The following is an 18,372-nucleotide window of genomic DNA, read 5'->3' on the forward strand; positions in this document are numbered from 1 at the left end:
TCCAGGAGTGCGTTCCGACTTTGGTCGCATTGAACCGGCGTGCCGGTCCGGACAAGGATCGTGTCTGGGGATCTCCGCGGTTCGCATCTTTGCCACCTGCCGCTCGCGGGTGGTGGCACTATGCTCCCACTCGGGTCCGAACCGGAGCGTGTCATGACCACCGTCTACGATTTCACCGCCGCCGACATCGACGGCCAGGGACGCTCCCTCGACGAATTCCGCGGCCAGGTGCTGCTGGTCGTCAACGTCGCCTCGCAATGCGGGTTCACACCGCAGTACACCGGCCTGGAAAAGCTCTGGCGCGACTACGGCAGCCGCGGCTTTGCGGTGCTGGGGTTCCCGTGCGACCAGTTCGGCCACCAGGAGCCGGGCGACGAAGCGCAGATCAAGCACTTCTGTTCGCTCAACTACGACGTCAGTTTCCCGATGTTCGCCAAGGTGGATGTCAACGGCGATGCCGCGCATCCGTTATGGAAGTGGTTGAAGGACGAGAAAGGGGGCATCCTCGGTATCGATGCCATCAAGTGGAACTTCACCAAGTTCCTGGTCGGGCGCGATGGCCGGGTGCGCAAGCGCTACGCGCCGACCGACAAGCCCGAATCCATCACCAAGGACATCGAAGCCGCACTTGGGGTGACGCCATGAAACTGACGCAGACAATGCAGACCTCCCTGGAGGTCGAAATCGACGATCACCCGCTCGGCCTGCGCGTGCACGTGCAGGGCGAGGAAACCTACGAGAACACGCTCGCCTACTGGCTGATGATCGCGCCGCGGCTGGAAACCGCCCAGGGCAAGGGCTTACTGCTGATCGACGAACTGCTGGGGCCGCCGATGTCCGAGCAGCAATGGCTCGAACTGGTGCTCACCATGGAGTACGCCCAGCTGTGGCGCTACCGCATCGCCCACGTCAAACCGCGCGGCCTGAAGGAGGTCGAGTACTGCGAGCTGTTCGCGCGCGATGCCAACCTCGACGCCAAGGTGTTTACCGACGAGCGCGAGGCGGAACGCTGGCTGGGCGAGGGGCGGCACTGAGCCGGGCGCTCATTTCTCGACGAAGGCGCGCTCGAACACGTACTGCCCAGGGACCCCGATACGCGGCGCGGCACTGAAGCCGCGTGCGTCGAGGATGCCGCGCAGGTCGGCCAGCATCTGCGGGCTGCCACAGATCATCGCGCGGTCGTGCTCGGCATCGAGCGGCTCAAGGCCGAGCTGCTCCATCATGCGACCGCTGGCGAGCAGGTCGGTGAGCCGGCCGCGGTGGTCGTGGCCGTCGAACTCGAATGCCTCACGCGTCACCGCCGGGTAGTACTTCAGCTTGGCGGCTATCTGCTCGCCGAGAAACTCGTGGCGTGGCAGCTCGTTGACGATGTAGTCGCGGTAGGCCAGGTCCTGCGCGCTGCGCACGCCGTGGGTCACGATGACCTGGTCGAAGCGCTCGTAGGTTTCCGGATCCTTGATCACGGCCAGCCACGGCGCGAAACCGGTGCCGGTGCCGAGCAGGTAGAGGTTGCGGCCGGGGTGCAGGTCGTGGACCAGCAGGGTGCCGGTCGGCTTGCGGCCGATCAGCACCGGGTCGCCGGGCTGGATCGACTTCAGGCGCGAGGTCAGCGGGCCGTTGGGCACCTTGATGCTGAAGAATTCGAGCTGCTCCTCCCAGTTGGCGCTGGCGATCGAGTACGCGCGCAGCAGCGGCCGCAAGGAGCCGTCCGCCTGCGGGACTTCCAGGCCGATCATCACGAACTGGCCGTTCTCGAAACGGAAGCCGTCGTCGCGGGTGGTGGTGAAGCTGAAGTAGTCGTCCGTCCAGTGACGGACATCCAGCACCGTTTCGGTGCCAAATGCGGAGGACATGCGCGTGGGAGGGGAAGCAGAGTCGCGCGCATTGTAGCGGATCAACCACTTTTGATGAGATCGGTTCTCATCTGTTGTGCCCATGACGACTATGCTGGCGCGTCATGGACAGGCTATGGACCATCGGCCACTCCACGCGCGACTGGAGTGTGTTCACCGGCATGCTGATCGAAGCCGGCATCGTGACCCTGGTCGACGTGCGCCGCTTTGCCGGCTCGCGGCGTCATCCGCAGTATTCCGGCGAGGCGATGGCGCGGGCTTTGCCCGAGTCCGGCATCGCTTACGTGCCGCTGCCGGCGCTGGGTGGGCGCCGCCGGCCGCGTCAGGACTCGCCACACACCGCCTGGCGCAATGCCAGCTTCCGCGGGTATGCCGACTACATGGACACGCCGCCGTACCGCGATGCGCGCGAGCACCTGGAGCACATGGCGCGACTGGCGCCGACCGCGGTGATGTGCGCCGAGGCGATGTGGTGGCAGTGCCACCGCAGCCTGATCGGCGATGACTTCAAGGCGCGCGGCCGGGTCGCAGCGAGCCGCACCCCTACAGTGCGGCCGCGCGTCTGGTCGATGGCCGGCTCGACTATTCGGCCCCGGTCGACGACCCGCAGCCCTCGTTGTTCTGACGCACTCCACTGCGTGGGCGTGGCAGTTCACGGCCGGACGGCTATGATCTCTTCCAGTCCGCTCGGAGGTGCGCCATGTCCATTCATTCCAAGGCGCGCCGCGACGCCAAGAAGCGCCGGCTCGCCAAGTTGCGCACGGCCGTGCCGGTAGTGGTGCCGATCGAGCCGCACGCGGAATTGCGCGACCCGCAGGGCAACCTGCTCGGCGGCATCGTCCGCCGCGAGGGCGAGTGGACGCTCGGGCTCGGTGGCCGCATCGTCGGCGAATCCGACAGCGCTGCCAGGGTGCTGGCCATGCTCAAGCGTGCCGCCAGCCTGCACGAACGCGAAGGCCAGACGGTGCAGTTGACCTGCTCGCCGGTGCTGCGCAACGCCGCGGACCAGGAAGTGGCCGGGCAGGGGCTGAGCTTCGAGCAGTTCGAGGCCAAGCTGGCCGAGGAAATGGCCGGCGAAGGCGTGATGCCGCGCGGGACGGTGCCGGGCAGCAGCGAAGTCCGGCACTAGGTTCGTCGAGGGTCTGGAGAGCGCTCTGTGGGTGAGGCCGGCGAGAAATAAACGCGCCGACCCTGCGCACTCAGCCGCTCGGCGGATCCAGTCGCAGCAGCTTGCCGTCGTTATCGTCGGTCAGCACATAGACCTTGCCATCGGCACCGACGCGCACGTCGCGGATCCGGGCGCCCAGCTCTTTCAGCAGACGCTCTTCGCCGGTGATCGTGTCGCCGTCGAGACTGAGCCGGATCAGGCTGCCGTCGGCGAGCGCGCCGAGAAACAGGCTGTCGTTCCACTTCGAGCCGGGATGGCCGGTGTAGAACGCCATGCCCGACAGCGCCGGTGATTTTTCCCAGACGTGGTACGGCGGCTCCATGCCCGGCGCCGAGGTGCCGACCGCCTCGGGGATCTTCAGGCCGGAGTAGTTGATGCCGTGGGTGATGACCGGCCAGCCGTAGTTCTTGCCCGGCTCGGGAATGTTGATCTCGTCGCCGCCGCGCGGGCCGTGCTCGGCCTCCCAGATTTTTCCGGTGCGCGGATCGGTGGCCAGCGACTGCATGTTGCGGTGGCCGTAGCTCCAGATTTCCGGGCGCGCGTCCTTGCGGCCAACGAAGGGGTTGTCGGCCGGCACGCTGCCGTCCAGGTTCAGGCGGACCAGCTTGCCCTGCAGCATGTCGAGCTTCTGCGAGGTCGGGCGGTCGTTGCGCTCGCCCTGACTGATGAAGACGTGACCCTTGCCGTCGAAGGCGATGCGTGAGCCGAAGTGGTTCGGCCCGACCAGCTTGGGTTCCTGTCGGTAGAACACCTTCACCTCGGACAGCGTGCTGTCGCCCAGCGTGGCCGTCGCCACCGCGGTGCCGGCACTGCCGTCCGGGCCGGGCTCGGAATAACTCAGGAAGATGCGCTTGCTGGTCGCGAAATCAGGCGCCAGCACGACATCGAGCAGGCCGCCCTGACCCTCGGCCCACACTTTCGGCACGCCTTCGAGCGGCGACGAGACCGCGCCCGCGGCGGAGACGCGACGCAGGCGCCCGGGACGCTCGGTCACCAGGAACCCGCCGTCGGGGAGCAGCGCGACGCTCCACGGATGCTCGAGGCCGGCGGCGATCTGGACGACCTGCACCTGGCCCGCCTGGCTGCCTACGGTCTGGGTGGGCTGGGCCTTGGCGGCGGGTTGGGCCGCGGCAGGCGCGGCGGTTTCCTCGCCTTGCCGTGCCTGGCAGGCGACGAGCGTCAGCGAAAGGGCGAAGGCGAGGGTGGTGCAGTGCACGGCGTGGCGCATGGGAAAGGTCCGGTGCGGAGGGCGAACGAGGGGTCAACGATAACCGGCGGCCTGGAGTTCGAACAATTCGGCGTAGCGACCGCCCTGGGCCAGCAGTTCGGTGTGGGTGCCGCTGGCCTCGAGCCGGCCTTCGGCCAGCACCAGGATGCGGTCGGCCATGCGCACGCTGCTGAAGCGGTGCGAGATCAGCACCGCGGTCTTGTCGTCGGACAGTTCCTTGAAGCGCTGGAACACCTCGAACTCGCTGCGCGCATCGAGCGCGGCCGTCGGTTCGTCGAGGATCATCACCTGCGCATCGCGCATGTAGGCACGCGCGATCGCGATCTTCTGCCACTGGCCACCGGACAGGTCGACGCCGGTCTTGAAGCGGCGTCCGATCAACTGGTGGTAGCCGTGCGGCAGCGGCTCGATCACCTGGTCGGCCATCGCCCGGCGCGCGGCCTCGCGGATGCGGTCGTCGTCGTTCATCGCGTCGATCTGGCCGACGCCGATGTTCTCGCCGGCGGTGAGGTGGTAGCGCACGAAGTCCTGGAAGATCACGCCGATGTTGGCGCGCAGGTCGTCCAGGTCGTATTCGCGCAGATCGCGGCCGTCGAGCAGGATGCGGCCCTCGTCGGGGTCGTACAGCCGTGCCAGCAGCTTGACCAGGGTGGTCTTGCCGGCGCCGTTCTCGCCGACCAGGGCCAGCACCTCGCCGGCGTGCAGCTCGAAATTCAGGCCGCGCAATGCCCACTTCTCGGCATCGGGATAATGGAAGCCGACGTTCTCGAAGACGAAGCCGCGCGTGATCGGCATCGGCACCGGAACCGGCTGCGGTGGCGAGGTGATCTCCGGCTCGATCTCGAAGAACGAGAACAGGTCTTCGAGATACAGTGCCTGCCCGGCGACCTGCGAGAAGCCGACCAGCAGGCCTTCCAGCAACTGCCGCAGGCGACGGAAGCTGCCGGCGAGGAAGGTCAGGTCGCCGATGCTGAAGTCGCCCTTGACCGTGCGCCAGGCGATATACGCGTACGCGATGTAGTAGCCGAGCGTGCCCAACGCCGCCAGCAGCGCCCCCCAGAACGCGCGCCGACGCGCGAGGGCGCGATTGGCGCGGAAGAACTTGTCGGCCAGTTCGCGGTACTTGGCGACCAGGTATTTGTGGAGGTTGAAGATCTTCACCTCCTTGGCAGTCTCGACACTGGCGCCCATCTGGCGGATGTATTCGAGCTGGCGCCGCTCCGGGGTCCAGGCGTAGTTGAGCGAGTAACCCAGCGCGTTGAAGTGCGCTTCGCCGACGAAGGCCGGAATCAGCGCGATCGCCAGCAGCAGGATCAGCCACGGCGCGTACACCAACAGGCCGATGGCGAAGCTGACCACTGTGATGGAGTCCTGCACCTGGCCGAACAGCTGGCTCATCAGGTTCATGCGGCCCATGGTCTGCCGGCGCGCACGGTCGAGCTTGTCCTGCAGGTCCGGGTCCTCGAAGTCCTCGAGATCGAGCGTGGCCGCGTGTTCCATCAAGCGCACGCTGGTGGCGTTGGTGAACAGCTCCGACAACAGCGCATCGCCATAGCTGATCAGGCGGCCGAGCAGGTCGGAGCCGATCGCCAGGCCGAACTCCAGGATCAGCAACCACATCAGCGTATCGAGCTGGCCGCTGTGCCAGGCGGTGGCGATCGTGCCGAAGCCGCCGCCGGTGGCGACCAGGCGCACGGCCTCGTCGATGATCAGCTTGCCGACGTACAGCGTGGCGATCGGCAGGAAGGCACGGACGATGCGCAGGCCAAGCGTGGCCAGGGTCAGGCTGGGACTGGTCGCCCAGATCTGTCGCAGGAACGGCGGCAGGTTGCGCAGTGCGTTGAAGCGCTCGCGCAGGCTGGGCTTGCCGCCGCCGGGCGTCGCCGCTGATGCCGGACTCGGAGCAGAAGGGCTGTCGTCGACTTGGGCCATGCGCTGATTCTGCCTGCCTTGCATGTTTTACGGGTGAAGGCAGTCCCGCATTTCACGCACGGCTGCCGACGCTCGATATCGCTGTCGACGGCAGTGCTGGTCATTGGCTGACCGAGATGATCGTCGGCGCGCGGGAGGGCGCAGCCAAGGCCGTGGTCGAGGAACGCAAGCAGGTCACCCCGAAACGGATCGCAAAGGTCGCCCGAAGAGACCCCCTGCCATGGCCGGGTAAACTATGCGCCCCACCGCCAGCCCGATGCCCGCCGTGAGCCGCACTGTTTCCGCCTCCTCCAGCAACTCCGTTTCTTCCCAGCCGGCTTCTTTCCAGCCTGTGTCGATCAAGCAGGAAGACCTGATCCAGTCCATCGCTGACGGACTGCAGTACATCAGCTACTACCACCCGGTCGATTACATCCGCAGCCTCGCTAAAGCCTATGAGCGCGAGGAGTCGCCGGCGGCCAAGGACGCCATCGCCCAGATCCTGATCAACTCGCGCATGTGCGCTGAGGGCCATCGCCCGATCTGCCAGGACACCGGCATCGTCACCGTGTTCCTCGAGATCGGCATGAACGTGCGCTGGGACGACGCCACGATGGGCGTGGAGGACATGGTCCACGAGGGCGTGCGCCGCGCCTACAACCACCCCGACAACAAGCTGCGCGCCTCGGTGCTGGCCGATCCAGCCGGCAAGCGCACCAACACGAAGGACAACACGCCCGGCGTGGTCAACGTCAAGATCGTGCCGGGCAACACGGTGGACGTGATCGTCGCCGCCAAGGGCGGTGGCTCGGAAGCCAAGAGCAAGTTCGCCATGCTCAACCCGTCCGACTCGATCGTCGACTGGGTGCTCAAGACCGTGCCGACCATGGGCGCCGGCTGGTGCCCGCCGGGCATGCTTGGCATCGGCATCGGTGGCACCGCCGAGAAGGCGATGCTGCTGGCGAAGGAGTCGCTGATGGAGCCGATCGACATCACCGAGCTGCAGGCACGTGGCGCATCCAACCGCGCCGAGGAGCTGCGCCTGGAGCTGTACGACAAGGTCAACGCGCTCGGCATCGGCGCGCAGGGCCTGGGCGGCCTGACCACGGTGCTCGACATCAAGGTCAAGGATTACCCGACCCACGCCGCCAACCTGCCGGTGGCGCTGATCCCGAACTGCGCGGCCACCCGCCACGCCCATTTCACACTCGACGGCAGCGGTCCGGTGATGCTCGACCCGCCGTCGCTCAAGGACTGGCCGGAGCTGACCTACGACGCTTCCAAGGGCCGCCGCGTCGATCTCGATACGATCACCCCGGAAGACGTCGCCAGCTGGAAGCCCGGCGAGGTGCTGCTGCTCAACGGCAAGCTGCTGACCGGCCGCGACGCCGCGCACAAGCGCATGGTCGACATGCTCAACAAGGGCGAGACGCTGCCGGTCGATCTGCGCGGCCGCTTCATCTACTACGTCGGCCCGGTCGATCCGGTGCGCGACGAGGTCGTCGGCCCGGCCGGTCCGACCACCGCCACGCGCATGGACAAGTTCACCGAGCAGGTGCTCAGCCAGACCGGCCTGCTTGGCATGGTCGGCAAAGCCGAGCGCGGCCCGCTCGCGATCGAGGCGATCCGCAAGCACCGGTCGGCCTACCTGATGGCGGTCGGTGGCGCGGCCTACCTGGTGTCGAAGGCGATCAAGGCGGCCCGCGTGGTTGGTTTCGCCGACCTCGGCATGGAGGCGATCTACGAGTTCACCGTGCAGGACATGCCGGTGACGGTCGCGGTCGATTCGACCGGCGAATCGGTGCACCAGGCCGGCCCGCGCGAGTGGCAGGCGAAGATCGGCAAGATCCCGGTGGTGGTTGCCTGACGGCACCCGGTACGCGCCGGCACACAGGTGCCGGTGCGGTCGCGCCACGGTCTGGCGGAAACGACGCTACAAGCGCGTCGCCAACGCCGCGAGTTTCTTCCGGGTGGAAGCCTGCAGCAGGTAGTTCTGCGCCATCGCCTCGAGCCCGGCGAGGTTGGTCGAACTGACATCGTCGAGGTCGTCGAGTCCGGTCAGCAGCTCGGCCTGCAAGCGGAAATAGCCGTCGCCGACCAGATGCTGGGCGATGTAGTCGACGGCATCGGTGTTGCCATCGAACAGCACGTCGATGATCGGGATCGCCCACTCCAGCGCCCCCCATTCCTGCGCTGATTTCAGCTCGATCGGGCGGTTGCGCTCGCCGGTGCCGACCGACAGCACCACCAGGTCGTGCGCGTTGTCGACGCGCGCGTCCTTGCGCAGGGCCTCGGCGATCGCGCAGGCGGTCGGGTTGTTCGCGACCACGCCGCCGTCGATCATGGCGCGCTTGCGTCCCTCGATGGTCATCGGGTGCGCGGGGAAGTAGGTCGGGGCGGCCGAGGACGCGCGGCAGACCTCCCACATCGGCAGGTCGGCGTGTTCGGGCTTGAAGCTCTTGAGCACCAGCGGCGTGCGCGAGATCGTGTCGTAGCTGGTGACCAGCAGGGGCTTCTTGGCCTGGCCCAGCGTGGTCGTGCCGAAGGTCTTCTTCAACACTTTCTCCAGGCCCTTGCCGTCGTAACGCGGCGCCGACACGCCTTGGCTCAAGAAACGTCCGGTCCGTGACCACAGGCGGTCGGCCATGCCCGGGAAGATCGTGTGGCGTTGCGCGCGGTACAGCTCGGCCATCTGTTGCGGGGCCAGGCCGATGGCCAGTCCGCAGGCCACCAGTGCGCCGGTGGAGCTGCCTGCCAGCAGGTCGAAATTCTTCAGCAGTCCGGGCTTGCCGGCTTGGGCCAGCGCATCCTCGACGCCGCCCAGCCATACGCAGCTGACCAGGCCGCGGATGCCGCCGCCGTCGAGGGAAAGGATACGGCGCATTTTCATCGGGACGTCTCCTGGCACATGGACTCCTGTCTCCGCTAAGTGGACGTAATGATCGGCGAAGCGCGTCGCAAGGACTGCGACCTGCGACGCGTTCGCTCAGTACCACTCCAGCAGCGAAATGCCCAGGCCAATGTAGGTCGCGCGGTGGTTGTAGTCGATCAGGCTTTCACCGTAGCCGTCGAAGATCTGCACGTGGCCGCGCAGGCTGTTGTGGATCGGGAAGCCCCATTCCAGCTGCACCGCGCCGTGCGACTTGTCGCCGCCACGCAGCGAGTGCCGGCCCATCAGCGATACCTCGTGGCCGTTGCGGCTGTAGACCAGCGTGGCATCGCCACGGCCCACGTAATCCTCGATGTCGGCATTGTTGTCGTCACTGGCGCTTTCCGGCACGCGCCACCATGGACGGATCGTCAGCGCCCAGTTCTCGCGGTCCAGGCCGATCATGCCGATCACGCGGTTCCAGCTGCGCGAGAGCGGGTCGGCACGGCCGTTGGACTGGTGGGTGAAGCCGATGCCGGCCATGCGTCCCTTCCAGCCGCCGATGCTGTAGTTGTTGCGGAACACCAGCATGCCTTCGGGTTCGTAGTTGGTTTCACGGAACGGGCGCGACTCGTCGGCGTTGTAGACCTGCCAGTGCGAGACCTGGGTGTACGCCAGCCACAGGTCGCCGTTGTCGCCGAAGATGTTCTCCCAGGCCTTGGTCTTGAAGCTGACCTGGAACTTGGCTTCGGTCGGCTGGATGTTCAGCGGCTGCGTCACCGTGTTGTTCGGATTGGGCGAGTGCGGCGTCTCGTTGACGTCGCTGCTCCAGAGCATCGGTAACAGATAGACCGGCTTGTAGGCGCGGAAGTTGAAGATGCCCAGCTTGGAGTCCTTGGCCAACTCCCAGCGGCTGTCGAGCAGCGATCCCTTGCCGGCGTTGGCGATCGCGCGGGTCAGCGGGTCTTCGTGCCGGTACAGGTCGCTGCTCGGCGCCGATTGCGGTTCCGGCGCGGCCTCGGTGGAAGGCATGGCCGGGGCGACCGCTTCGCCGAGGGCCAGATTCTGTTGGATCGCCTTGGCTTCCTTCGCGGCGATGTCGGCGTTGTGCGTGTCGCGGGCGACCCGGCCGAGCGCGGCGTCGTAGCAGGCAAGGCGGTCGGCATCGACGGTGATGGCCACGCAGGCTTCCGGGGTGGCGGCGCTGGGAATGGATTGCGCCTGCGCCAGTGCCGGCGTCGCCAGGATCGCCATCAACAACAGTGGGCGGGAAGCGAGAGAAGGGGACTGCGTTCGATCTTGAAGCATGCGGGGGGCTCACGTTTCACGCGGGAAGAGTCCGACGGAGTGTTGCATCCGCCGCGGGCGAGTGGGGTGAATGACGGGTCTAGAAAAACCAGGCGAATGCGAACAGGCCGAGCATGGCGCAGGCCAGGCCGAGTTTGAGCACGACGCCGGCAAGGATGCCGAGCCAGGTACCGAAGCCGACCCGGGCGGCTTGATGAACCTGGCGGCCGTGGATGAGTTCACCGGTCAACGCACCGACGAACGGCCCGACGAACACCCCGGCCAGTCCGAATGCCAGACCGGCGAAGGTGCCGATCACCGCGCCGAGCAGGGCCAGGCGGCTGGCGCCGACGCGTTTGGCACCCAGCGCCGTGGCCAGGAAGTCGATGCCCAGGGACAGCAGCGTCAACAGGCCCAGCACCACCAGCATCCCCCAGCCGACCTGCTGGAAATGCCCCGCCCACGACGCCAGCAACATGCCGGCGAAAACTAGCGGCAATCCGGGCAGCGCCGGCAGCACCGTGCCGGCGATTCCGACCAGGATCAATACCCCGGCCAACACATAATAAATAGCCTGAAAATCCATGCCGAATCCCTGTGCTGACGGGCCTTTTGGCCCCGATTGCATTTTCACCCAGCGCGGGGTACTTTGCGGGCGCTGTGTTTGCCAGGGTCACCGTGAATCGTGGCCCGATGCGGTTGATCCATCGATCCGCTACATCGTTGCACCTCGCTTCCTCCTTGCAACCAGCACGCCGCGCAAGCGGTGTTATCAACCAAACGTTTCAAGGAGCAAGTCAATGTCGAACCGTGAAACCGGTACCGTCAAGTGGTTCAACGATGCCAAGGGCTTCGGCTTCATCAGCCGTGAGAACGGCGAGGACGTGTTCGTGCACTTCCGCGCGATCCAGTCGCAGGGCTTCAAGAGCCTGAAGGAAGGCCAGAAGGTCTCCTTCACCGTCGTCCAGGGCCAGAAGGGCCTGCAGGCTGACGCCGTCGAGCCGATGTAAGGCGCACCGCCTGATTCTGGCGCGCCATCAGGCGACGTCGTTTTCAGGATATGAAAAACCCGGCATCGGCCGGGTTTTTCTTTATCAGCGGGAAATTCCGAAGCGGCGGGCGCCGATAACCAAAACAAACGACCCGCAAGCGCGGGCCGTTTGCCGATGTCGATGGAATATCCGGTGCGCATCGGGCGGTTATCTGTGCAGGTATATCTGTATAGGTATATCCGCCCCGTATTAGCGGACCCAGGCGCGGCCGTTGTAGACGCGCACGTAGGCGCCTTCGCGGATGCCGTCGAGATCCTTCTGCGTGACCACCGTGGTGCGGCCGTCGTTCATGCGGACGTAGACGTTGTAGGACCCGCTGCCGGTGTTCTTCTGGATCGCGTTGCCGGCGAGCGCGCCACCCACCGCGCCGGCCGCGGCGGCGATGTTCTGGTTGCCCTTGCTGCCGCCGGTATGGGAGGAGATTTCGTGGCCGGCCACGGCGCCGACGATGCCACCGAGCACGGCGCCGGTCGCGCTGGGCGCGCTGCTGCCGGCCGCGACCTGTTCGATGCGGGTCACGGTGCCGCAGTCGTAGCAGTCGGCTGTGCTGGTGCTTCCGCCATAACTCGGCGGCGGCGCGCTGCCGTAGCCAGGCGACGTGCTGGCGCAACCGGCCAGGGCAAGTGCGGCGGCCGTAGCCACGCCGAGAAGACGGAGCGTCTGGGTGTTCATGGGGTTCTCCTTCAGTGGAGGCGGTGGCAAGCCGTCAGGATTGGGCCACGTGGGTAGAAGCTAGACGCCGGCCAGTGAACCGCCGATCAATGCGGGCCGCCGCGGCTGCATTCAGCGCGCGGCGGGAGAGGTGCAGGCCGCCTTGACGCGACTCAGCGGAAGTCCTGGTGACAGGCCTTGCAGGCCTCGCCGAGGTCGGCGGTGGCGGTGCCGACGCTGGCACAGTTGAGCGGCGGGCTGGCCAGGGCACTGTCGAGGCGCGCGCGCATGCGGCTGGCGTGCTCGATGAAACGCTTGTCGTCGCGCAGATCGGGGAAGGCCGGCTCGAGGTCGTCGGCCAAGATCCGCAGGGTCTTCAGGTCCGGCAGGATGTCGGTGGCGGCGCAGCGGTTCTGTTCGACCTTCTGCTTGAGCTGACCCAGGTGCCATTGCTGCACGTGCATCACGCCCTCGTGGAAGTGATCCTTGCGCGCATCGATCGCGCGCATCGCCATCACCGTCGCGATCACGCCGATGACAAGACCGAGCAGGAACAGGAACAGGTACTTCGAGGCGTTGCCGGGGCGTGCCGTGCTGGGCTGGGTGTCGTTCATTGCCTGGCCTCCATCCAAGGTGGCGGCCACGATATCACGCGGTTCCACCGCCCCCGGCGCGGGTCGGCGCACCGTGCCGCTTACAATGGCGGCATGAGTACGACGTCATTGGATTCGGTTTGGCAGGAGCGTTTTGCCGGCATCGACCGGCTTTACGGCACGGGCGCGCTCGCGCGCTTCGCCGCCTGCCGCGTTGCGGTGGTAGGCATGGGCGGTGTCGGGTCGTGGGCGGTCGAGGCACTGGCGCGTACCGGCATCGGGCATCTGAGCCTGATCGACGCCGACGATCTGTGCGTGTCCAACACCAACCGGCAGCTGCCGGCGCTGGCCGGCCAGTACGGCCGCGCCAAGGTTGAGACCATGGCCGAGCGTTGCCGTGCGATCAATCCGCAGATCACGGTCGAGGCGATCCCGAGCTTCGTCACCTCGTCGAACCTGGCGGAGATGCTCGACCGCGGCTTCGACCTGATAATCGATGCCTGCGACAGCTTTCGCAGCAAGGTCGAGATGGCCGCGTGGTGCCGCCGCCGCAAACTGCCGTTGATCGTGGTCGGCTCGGCCGGTGGTCGCACCGACCCGACCCTGGTGCGGGTACGCGACCTGTCGCGCACCGAGCACGACGCGATGCTGGCGCTGGTGCGCAAGAAGCTGCGCAGTGAGTTCAACTTTCCCAAGAACGCGGACCGCTACTTCGGCATCTCGGCGATCTATTCGCTGGAGAACGTCAAGTATCCGCAACCCGACGGCACGGTCTGCGGCCTGCGTCCGCAGCTCGGGGCCGATGCCGCGCTCAAGCTCGATTGCGGCATGGGGCTGGGGGCGGCCACGCACATCACTGGTACGTTCGCGTTCGCCGCGGTCGGCCGCGCGCTGGAACTGCTGCTCAAGCGCAAGCCGTGACCGGCGTCAGGCCGCGGGCAGGCGGAACAGGCGTTCGGCGTTCGCGGTCGTGGCACGCGCCAGGTCATCCGGCGCCATGGCACGCAGCCCGGCGATGGTCGCGAGCACCTGCACCAGCCGTGCTGGCTCGTTGCGCTGGCCGCGGATGCCGGCGTCGGGCTGGTCGGGGGAGTCGGTTTCCAGCAACAGGTGCTCGAGCGGCATGCTTGCTGCCAGACGACGCAGGCGATTGGCGCGCTCGTAGGTGACCGGTCCGCCAAGGCCGAGCAGGAAGCCGGCCCGCCACAACTGCCGGGCCTGCTCCTCGCTGCCGGAATAACTGTGCACCACGCCGCGCAAGCCGCCGATGCGTCGGATCGTGGCGATCACCTCATCGACGGCGCGTCGTGCATGCACGATCACCGGCAGGTCGAATTCGCGCGCCAGCCGCAGTTGGCCTTCGAAGCAGTGCCGCTGGCGCTGCGGGTCGAGGCCTTCGACGAAGTGGTCCAGGCCGCACTCGCCCACGGCGAGCGGGCGTTCGCGCTCGATCCACTCTCGAAGCTGGGTCAGGTGCTCGTCGCGATGCGCCGCCAGGTACATGGGGTGCAGGCCGTAGGCCGGAAACAGCCCGGGCGCCTGTTGGCTCACCTCGCGCAGCTTGGGCCAACTGGCCGCATCGACGGCCGGCACCACCTGCCGGGTCACGCCGAGGGCGCGGGCGCGCGCGATCACGCTGCTGCGATCGACATCGAATTCGGCGGCGTCGAGGTGGCTGTGGCTGTCGACCAGCATGGGGTCAGGGCGGCGGAACCAGCGAGTCCTTGCGCTTGCGCGACAGCAGCAAGGTGCCGAGGCCGAGCAGGATCTCGTCGGCCAGGGGAATGAAGTCCGGCACGATCAGGTCGATCACGAACAGCGCCGCGGTCAATAGAAACAGGCGCGGATAGCTGAGTTTGCCAAGGAAGCCCAGGACCGGGGAGAGCAGGGGGTTGGCCATGGTGGAAGCTTTAGCTGGGGGCGGATGCGGCGACGCTAGCACGGCTCTTCAACGGGGTTCACAGTTGCGACAGCTTGACGTTAAAAAATCGGCAGCTGTTCAGCTTCGCGGTGGTGGAATGCCTGCGTCCAACAACCGCTGGCTCACCGCCGCAGAGGCCTCAAATGAACAAGAACATGCTTGCAGTTGCAGTGGCTGCGCTACTCGTCGGCGGCGTAGCCGTGGCGGCTTTCAACAGCTTCCGTGGCAACGACGCCGGCTCGACGGCGCTGACCCCGGCCGACGGCCAGGCCGCCGGTCTCACCGGCGACATGGCTGCCGATGGCGCGATCCAGACTGGCCGCGTCGAGTACGCCGAAGTCCTCAACGTCAAGCCGATCACCGAGAAGCAGGAGCTGTATGCCACCGTGATCGGCACCGATCCGGTGCGCGAGACCAGCACCACCTCGACCCCGCGCGAGGTCTGCAATGACGTGGTCGTGCAGGAACGCGCCCCGGAGCGTGACGGCAACGTCGGCGGCACCGTCGCAGGTGCCGTGATCGGTGGCCTGGTTGGCAACCAGATCGGTGGCGGCAACGGCAAGAAGGCGGCGACCGCCGCTGGCGCCGTGGCCGGTGGCTTCATCGGCAATCGCGTCGACCGCAACCACGTTGGTGGGCAGGTGGTGAACCGCACCGAGCGCCAGTGCCACACCACGACCTCTTCCTCGCAGTCCTCGCGCGTGGTCGGCTACAACGTGACCTACCGCAATCCCGACGGCACCACCGGTACCATGCGCACCGGCAGCAAGCCGGGCAACCGCATCGCGCTGGGCAGCGAAGACAAGACGGTCGGCTACGATGTGACGTACCGCTACCAGGGCCAGGAGCAGAGCGTGCGCCTCGACGAGCGCCCGGTCGGCAACCGCCTGCCGGTCATCGACGGTCAGGTCGTGACCCAGACCGCGTCCGCTTCGACCGGCGCCAGCCAGGGCTGATTGGCCAAGGCGATCGTTCGATCGTAGACGCAATGCCCGTGAGGGGCTGGAGCAATCCGGCCCCTTTCTTGTTATGCGATGCGCTTCGGCGTTTCGACGAAATTCTGGGGCAAGCACGGCGGAGCGTCGATGCTGGTCTGTGGAATGCACAGGCAGCCAGTCGCGAGGCCGCATGCGTTTCTTCGGTACCCGTCTGCGGGCGTTTCCGCGGCCTTACCCACGCCGTGGGTGGCCATTACAATGTCGGTCTTCCCTTACTACGAGTGCGCCATGGCCCTGCATCCGTACGACCTCTACGACGTCCGCTCCCTGCTCAGCGAGGAGGAGCGTGCCGTACAGGACACGGTGGCGCGCTTCACCGATGAGCGGGTGATCCCGATCATCGGCGACGCCTTCGACCAGGGGCGCTTTCCGAAGGAACTGGTCGGCGAGATCGCCGAGCTCGGTCTGCTCGGTTCGTCGCTGCCGGAAAAGTACGGCTGTGCCGGCCTCAACGCGGTCAGCTACGGCCTGATCTGCCAGGAGCTGGAGCGCGGCGACAGCGGCATCCGCAGCTTCGTCAGTGTGCAGTCGTCGCTGTGCATGTACCCGATCTACGCCTACGGCAGCGAGGAGCAGCGCCAGCGCTGGCTGCCGGACATGGCCACGGGCAAGGTCATCGGCTGCTTCGGCCTGACCGAGCCGCACGGCGGTTCCGACCCGGCCAACATGAAGACCCATGCCAAGCGCGACGGCGGCGACTGGGTCCTCAACGGCTCCAAGATGTGGATCACCAACGGCAACCTGGCCGACATCGCCATCGTCTGGGCGCAGACCGACGAGGGCATCCAGGGCTTCGTGGTCGAGAAGGGCATGCCCGGCTTCGCCGTGCAGGAAATCAAGCACAAGATGAGCCTGCGCGCGTCGGTGACCAGCTCGCTGTTCTTCGACAACGTGCGCGTGCCCGATGCCAACCGCCTGCCCAATGTGAAGGGTCTCAAGGGGCCGCTGGGCTGCCTGACCCAGGCTCGTTACGGCATCACCTGGGGGCCGATCGGCGCGGCCATCGCCTGCCTGGACGAGGCGTTGAATTACACCAAGGAACGCATCCTGTTCGACCGCCCGGTGGCGGCGACGCAGTCGGCGCAGATCAAGATGGCCGAGATGGCGCGCCGCATCACCCTGGCGCAGTTGCTGGTGGTGCAGTTGGGGCGTCTCAAGGACGCCGGTGTCATGCAGCCGACGCAGGTGTCGCTGGCGAAGTGGAACAACTGCCGCATGGCGATCGACATTGCCCGTGAGTGCCGCGATCTGCTCGGCGGCGCCGGCATCACCACCGAGCATGCCGCGATCCGCCACGCGCTCAACCTCGAATCGGTCATCACCTACGAGGGCACCGAGACCGTGCACCAGTTGGTGGTCGGTCGTGAGCTGACTGGTATCAGCGCGTTCTGATTTCCGTGTTCTGATTTGCGCTCCTTCTTCCTTCGGGAGAAGGTGGCCGCAGGCCGGATGAGGGAGGCGAAAGGTGTCCGACCCGATTTCGGCGGAAGTAAAAGGCCGACGGTTTGTTCCGGGAAAGGGAGCAATACCGTTTCGCCGACCCTCACCCCAACCCTCTCCCGATGGGAGAGGGAGTCAGGAGCAGAGCGTGTACGTGCCGGACATCCAACTCGAAACCGAACGATTGATCCTGCGTCTGCCGCGGATCGAGGATTTCGACCGCTTCGCCGAGATGTTCGCGGACGAAAGCTCGGCTCACATCGGCGGCCCGCTCACGCGTGGCGACGCATGGCGCCGCTTCCTGCAGATGCCGGGCGCATGGATGCTGCAGGGCTTTGCCATGTTCGCGGTCGTGGAAAAATCCACCGGCGTGTGGACCGGCCAGGCCGGGCCGTGGCAGCCCGACGGTTGGCCCGGCACCGAGGTGGGCTACAGCTTCCACCCGGACGCCCGCGGCAAGGGCTACGCCACCGAGGCCTGCGCGGCGGCGATGGACTGGGCCTTCGACGTGCTGGGCTGGGACGAGGTGATCCATTCCATCGCGCCGGCCAATGCCGCGTCGCAAGCCGTTGCCGAACGGCTCGGATCGCGCAATCGCGGGCCCGGCACGCTGCCGAAGCCGCTGGACGCGCACGCCATCGACATCTGGGGCCAGACCCGCGAAGAGTGGTTCGCGCGGCGCACACGCAAGGAAACCAAATGATCACCGTCTACGGCTATTCCAGTTCCGGTAACTGCCACAAGCTCCGCCTGTTGCTGACCCAACTCAAGCGCGAATTCAAGTGGGTCGAGGTCGACAGCACCGCCGGCGAGACCCGTACTGCCGAGTATCTGGCCAAGAACCCCAACGGCAAGGTGCCGATTCTCGAAAGGGATGACATCGAAGGCGACGACGGCCGCATCATGACCGAGTCGAACGCGATCCTGTGCTGGCTGGCCGAGGGCACGCCGTACTGGAGCGGCGATGCCTGGCAACGCGCGCAGGCACTGAGCTGGCTGTTCTTCGAGCAATACAGCCACGAGCCGTATGTCGCGGTGGCGCGCTTCATCCGCGGCTGGACGCCGCTGGATTCGCCGCGTCGCGCCGACCTGCCGCAACTGCGCGAGCGTGGCCAGCAGGCGTTGGCGGTGATGGAACAGCACCTCAAGGTGCACCCCTGGTTCACCGGCGACGCCTACGGCATCGCCGATATCGCCCTGTTCGCCTACACCGATGTTGCCGACGAGGGCGGTTTCGACCTCGCGCCGTACCCGGCGGTTCGCGACTGGCTGGCACGGGTGCGCAAGACCCCGGGCTTCATTGCGATGCCGTCGCCGCCGGTGGAAGCGGCCTCGCGCATGGCGCTGCCCGACTGATTCCTCACTTCAGATCTTCTCCTGACCGAGAAGCGGAGCTCCTTG

21 protein-coding genes are annotated in these 18,372 nt (G+C 66.6%); 11 read left to right on the forward strand and 10 right to left on the reverse strand.

What is annotated here, in order from left to right:
• The first annotated feature begins 153 nt into the window (after nt 1-153).
• Both ACFOLC_RS12135 and ACFOLC_RS12140 read left to right on the forward strand, forming a co-directional pair.
• Entirely contained in the window at nt 154-645 is a 492-nt protein-coding gene (locus ACFOLC_RS12135; RefSeq protein WP_386759520.1) for a glutathione peroxidase, read from the forward strand.
• On the forward strand, nt 642-1,034 hold the full coding sequence (locus ACFOLC_RS12140; protein ID WP_386759521.1) for a hypothetical protein: 393 nt from the start codon (nt 642-644) through the stop codon (nt 1,032-1,034). Before ACFOLC_RS12135 ends, ACFOLC_RS12140 begins: the two co-directional genes overlap by 4 nt.
• Nucleotides 1,035-1,043: 9 nt before the next feature.
• On the opposite strand, the gene ACFOLC_RS12145 is transcribed toward ACFOLC_RS12140, so the two are convergent.
• Nucleotides 1,044-1,853 carry a ferredoxin--NADP reductase gene (locus ACFOLC_RS12145; protein WP_386759522.1) on the reverse strand — a complete coding sequence of 270 codons (810 nt, stop codon included), beginning with the start codon at nt 1,851-1,853 and terminating at the stop codon, nt 1,044-1,046.
• Between the two features lie 104 nt (nt 1,854-1,957).
• Between ACFOLC_RS12145 and ACFOLC_RS12150 the strand changes: the two genes are divergently transcribed.
• Nucleotides 1,958-2,629 (forward strand): DUF488 domain-containing protein, encoded by a 672-nt coding sequence (locus ACFOLC_RS12150; RefSeq protein ID WP_386759523.1) that lies wholly within the window; start codon nt 1,958-1,960, stop codon nt 2,627-2,629.
• Entirely contained in the window at nt 2,554-2,982 is a 429-nt protein-coding gene (locus tag ACFOLC_RS12155; protein WP_386759524.1) for a hypothetical protein, read from the forward strand. Before ACFOLC_RS12150 ends, ACFOLC_RS12155 begins: the two co-directional genes overlap by 76 nt.
• Nucleotides 2,983-3,052: 70 nt before the next feature.
• Here the strand turns inward: ACFOLC_RS12155 and ACFOLC_RS12160 are convergent, their stop codons facing one another.
• Both ACFOLC_RS12160 and ACFOLC_RS12165 read right to left on the reverse strand, forming a co-directional pair.
• Entirely contained in the window at nt 3,053-4,249 is a 1,197-nt protein-coding gene (locus ACFOLC_RS12160; RefSeq protein ID WP_386759525.1) for a PQQ-dependent sugar dehydrogenase, read from the reverse strand.
• Nucleotides 4,250-4,282: 33 nt separating this feature from the next.
• Entirely contained in the window at nt 4,283-6,181 is a 1,899-nt protein-coding gene (locus ACFOLC_RS12165; RefSeq protein WP_386759526.1) for an ABC transporter ATP-binding protein, read from the reverse strand.
• Between the two features lie 331 nt (nt 6,182-6,512).
• On the opposite strand from ACFOLC_RS12165, the gene ACFOLC_RS12170 reads away from it, so the two are divergent.
• Entirely contained in the window at nt 6,513-8,027 is a 1,515-nt protein-coding gene (locus ACFOLC_RS12170; RefSeq protein WP_386759612.1) for a fumarate hydratase, read from the forward strand.
• A 66-nt stretch (nt 8,028-8,093) separates the two neighbouring features.
• Here ACFOLC_RS12170 and ACFOLC_RS12175 read toward each other — a convergent pair whose 3' ends face one another.
• The 3 genes from ACFOLC_RS12175 to ACFOLC_RS12185 form a co-directional block, all read right to left on the reverse strand.
• Nucleotides 8,094-9,050: a patatin-like phospholipase family protein gene (locus tag ACFOLC_RS12175; RefSeq protein WP_386759527.1), complete on the reverse strand. Its 957-nt coding sequence runs from the start codon at nt 9,048-9,050 to the stop codon at nt 8,094-8,096.
• Nucleotides 9,051-9,146: 96 nt separating this feature from the next.
• Nucleotides 9,147-10,337, reverse strand: coding sequence for a phospholipase A (locus ACFOLC_RS12180; protein WP_386759528.1), 1,191 nt, complete (start codon nt 10,335-10,337; stop codon nt 9,147-9,149).
• 79 nt (nt 10,338-10,416) lie between these two features.
• Entirely contained in the window at nt 10,417-10,902 is a 486-nt protein-coding gene (locus tag ACFOLC_RS12185; protein ID WP_386759529.1) for a DUF456 domain-containing protein, read from the reverse strand.
• Between the two features lie 214 nt (nt 10,903-11,116).
• On the opposite strand from ACFOLC_RS12185, the gene ACFOLC_RS12190 reads away from it, so the two are divergent.
• Nucleotides 11,117-11,326, forward strand: coding sequence for a cold-shock protein (locus ACFOLC_RS12190; protein WP_137265652.1), 210 nt, complete (start codon nt 11,117-11,119; stop codon nt 11,324-11,326).
• A 231-nt stretch (nt 11,327-11,557) separates the two neighbouring features.
• On the opposite strand, the gene ACFOLC_RS12195 is transcribed toward ACFOLC_RS12190, so the two are convergent.
• Nucleotides 11,558-12,040 carry a peptidoglycan-associated outer membrane lipoprotein precursor gene (locus ACFOLC_RS12195; RefSeq protein WP_386759530.1) on the reverse strand — a complete coding sequence of 161 codons (483 nt, stop codon included), beginning with the start codon at nt 12,038-12,040 and terminating at the stop codon, nt 11,558-11,560.
• Nucleotides 12,041-12,192: 152 nt separating this feature from the next.
• Nucleotides 12,193-12,633: a hypothetical protein gene (locus ACFOLC_RS12200; protein ID WP_386759531.1), complete on the reverse strand. Its 441-nt coding sequence runs from the start codon at nt 12,631-12,633 to the stop codon at nt 12,193-12,195.
• Nucleotides 12,634-12,726: 93 nt separating this feature from the next.
• On the opposite strand from ACFOLC_RS12200, the gene tcdA reads away from it, so the two are divergent.
• A complete protein-coding gene (gene tcdA, locus ACFOLC_RS12205) occupies nt 12,727-13,533 on the forward strand; it encodes a tRNA cyclic N6-threonylcarbamoyladenosine(37) synthase TcdA (RefSeq protein ID WP_386759532.1) in 807 nt (268 codons plus the stop codon).
• A gap of 6 nt (nt 13,534-13,539) precedes the next feature.
• Here tcdA and ACFOLC_RS12210 read toward each other — a convergent pair whose 3' ends face one another.
• Together ACFOLC_RS12210 and ACFOLC_RS12215 are read right to left on the reverse strand one after the other, a co-directional pair.
• Complete coding sequence (locus ACFOLC_RS12210) at nt 13,540-14,307, reverse strand: TatD family hydrolase (RefSeq protein ID WP_386759533.1); 768 nt, start codon at nt 14,305-14,307, stop codon at nt 13,540-13,542.
• A 4-nt stretch (nt 14,308-14,311) separates the two neighbouring features.
• Entirely contained in the window at nt 14,312-14,512 is a 201-nt protein-coding gene (locus ACFOLC_RS12215; RefSeq protein ID WP_386759534.1) for a DUF6116 family protein, read from the reverse strand.
• A gap of 176 nt (nt 14,513-14,688) precedes the next feature.
• On the opposite strand from ACFOLC_RS12215, the gene ACFOLC_RS12220 reads away from it, so the two are divergent.
• From ACFOLC_RS12220 to ACFOLC_RS12235, 4 genes are all read left to right on the forward strand, one after another.
• Nucleotides 14,689-15,489, forward strand: a complete 801-nt coding sequence (locus ACFOLC_RS12220) for a glycine zipper 2TM domain-containing protein (RefSeq protein ID WP_386759535.1) — start codon at nt 14,689-14,691, stop codon at nt 15,487-15,489.
• 270 nt (nt 15,490-15,759) lie between these two features.
• Complete coding sequence (locus ACFOLC_RS12225; protein WP_386759536.1) at nt 15,760-16,923, forward strand: acyl-CoA dehydrogenase family protein; 1,164 nt, start codon at nt 15,760-15,762, stop codon at nt 16,921-16,923.
• A 196-nt stretch (nt 16,924-17,119) separates the two neighbouring features.
• Entirely contained in the window at nt 17,120-17,674 is a 555-nt protein-coding gene (locus ACFOLC_RS12230) for a GNAT family N-acetyltransferase (protein ID WP_386759613.1), read from the forward strand.
• Nucleotides 17,671-18,327, forward strand: a complete 657-nt coding sequence (locus ACFOLC_RS12235) for a glutathione S-transferase family protein (RefSeq protein ID WP_386759537.1) — start codon at nt 17,671-17,673, stop codon at nt 18,325-18,327. Before ACFOLC_RS12230 ends, ACFOLC_RS12235 begins: the two co-directional genes overlap by 4 nt.
• The last annotated feature ends 45 nt before the right edge of the window (nt 18,328-18,372 follow it).

Source organism: Lysobacter cavernae (genome assembly GCF_042648505.1).
Taxonomy (GTDB): domain Bacteria; phylum Pseudomonadota; class Gammaproteobacteria; order Xanthomonadales; family Xanthomonadaceae; genus Lysobacter_L; species Lysobacter_L cavernae.

What these genes read in the sequence shown, in the direction of transcription:
- tcdA (WP_386759532.1), top strand. Translation starts at nt 12,727, where the DNA reads ATGAGTACGACGTCATTGGATTCGGTTTGGCAGGAGCGTTTTGCCGGC.
- ACFOLC_RS12220 (WP_386759535.1), top strand. Translation starts at nt 14,689, where the DNA reads ATGCTTGCAGTTGCAGTGGCTGCGCTACTCGTCGGCGGCGTAGCCGTG.
- ACFOLC_RS12155 (WP_386759524.1), top strand. Translation starts at nt 2,554, where the DNA reads ATGTCCATTCATTCCAAGGCGCGCCGCGACGCCAAGAAGCGCCGGCTC.
- ACFOLC_RS12195 (WP_386759530.1), bottom strand. Translation starts at nt 12,040, where the DNA reads ATGAACACCCAGACGCTCCGTCTTCTCGGCGTGGCTACGGCCGCCGCA.
- ACFOLC_RS12235 (WP_386759537.1), top strand. Translation starts at nt 17,671, where the DNA reads ATGATCACCGTCTACGGCTATTCCAGTTCCGGTAACTGCCACAAGCTC.
- ACFOLC_RS12140 (WP_386759521.1), top strand. Translation starts at nt 642, where the DNA reads ATGAAACTGACGCAGACAATGCAGACCTCCCTGGAGGTCGAAATCGAC.
- ACFOLC_RS12160 (WP_386759525.1), bottom strand. Translation starts at nt 4,249, where the DNA reads ATGCGCCACGCCGTGCACTGCACCACCCTCGCCTTCGCCCTTTCGCTG.
- ACFOLC_RS12150 (WP_386759523.1), top strand. Translation starts at nt 1,958, where the DNA reads ATGGACAGGCTATGGACCATCGGCCACTCCACGCGCGACTGGAGTGTG.
- ACFOLC_RS12135 (WP_386759520.1), top strand. Translation starts at nt 154, where the DNA reads ATGACCACCGTCTACGATTTCACCGCCGCCGACATCGACGGCCAGGGA.
- ACFOLC_RS12145 (WP_386759522.1), bottom strand. Translation starts at nt 1,853, where the DNA reads ATGTCCTCCGCATTTGGCACCGAAACGGTGCTGGATGTCCGTCACTGG.
- ACFOLC_RS12180 (WP_386759528.1), bottom strand. Translation starts at nt 10,337, where the DNA reads ATGCTTCAAGATCGAACGCAGTCCCCTTCTCTCGCTTCCCGCCCACTG.
- ACFOLC_RS12200 (WP_386759531.1), bottom strand. Translation starts at nt 12,633, where the DNA reads ATGAACGACACCCAGCCCAGCACGGCACGCCCCGGCAACGCCTCGAAG.
- ACFOLC_RS12210 (WP_386759533.1), bottom strand. Translation starts at nt 14,307, where the DNA reads ATGCTGGTCGACAGCCACAGCCACCTCGACGCCGCCGAATTCGATGTC.
- ACFOLC_RS12215 (WP_386759534.1), bottom strand. Translation starts at nt 14,512, where the DNA reads ATGGCCAACCCCCTGCTCTCCCCGGTCCTGGGCTTCCTTGGCAAACTC.
- ACFOLC_RS12225 (WP_386759536.1), top strand. Translation starts at nt 15,760, where the DNA reads ATGGCCCTGCATCCGTACGACCTCTACGACGTCCGCTCCCTGCTCAGC.
- ACFOLC_RS12175 (WP_386759527.1), bottom strand. Translation starts at nt 9,050, where the DNA reads ATGAAAATGCGCCGTATCCTTTCCCTCGACGGCGGCGGCATCCGCGGC.
- ACFOLC_RS12165 (WP_386759526.1), bottom strand. Translation starts at nt 6,181, where the DNA reads ATGGCCCAAGTCGACGACAGCCCTTCTGCTCCGAGTCCGGCATCAGCG.
- ACFOLC_RS12185 (WP_386759529.1), bottom strand. Translation starts at nt 10,902, where the DNA reads ATGGATTTTCAGGCTATTTATTATGTGTTGGCCGGGGTATTGATCCTG.
- ACFOLC_RS12190 (WP_137265652.1), top strand. Translation starts at nt 11,117, where the DNA reads ATGTCGAACCGTGAAACCGGTACCGTCAAGTGGTTCAACGATGCCAAG.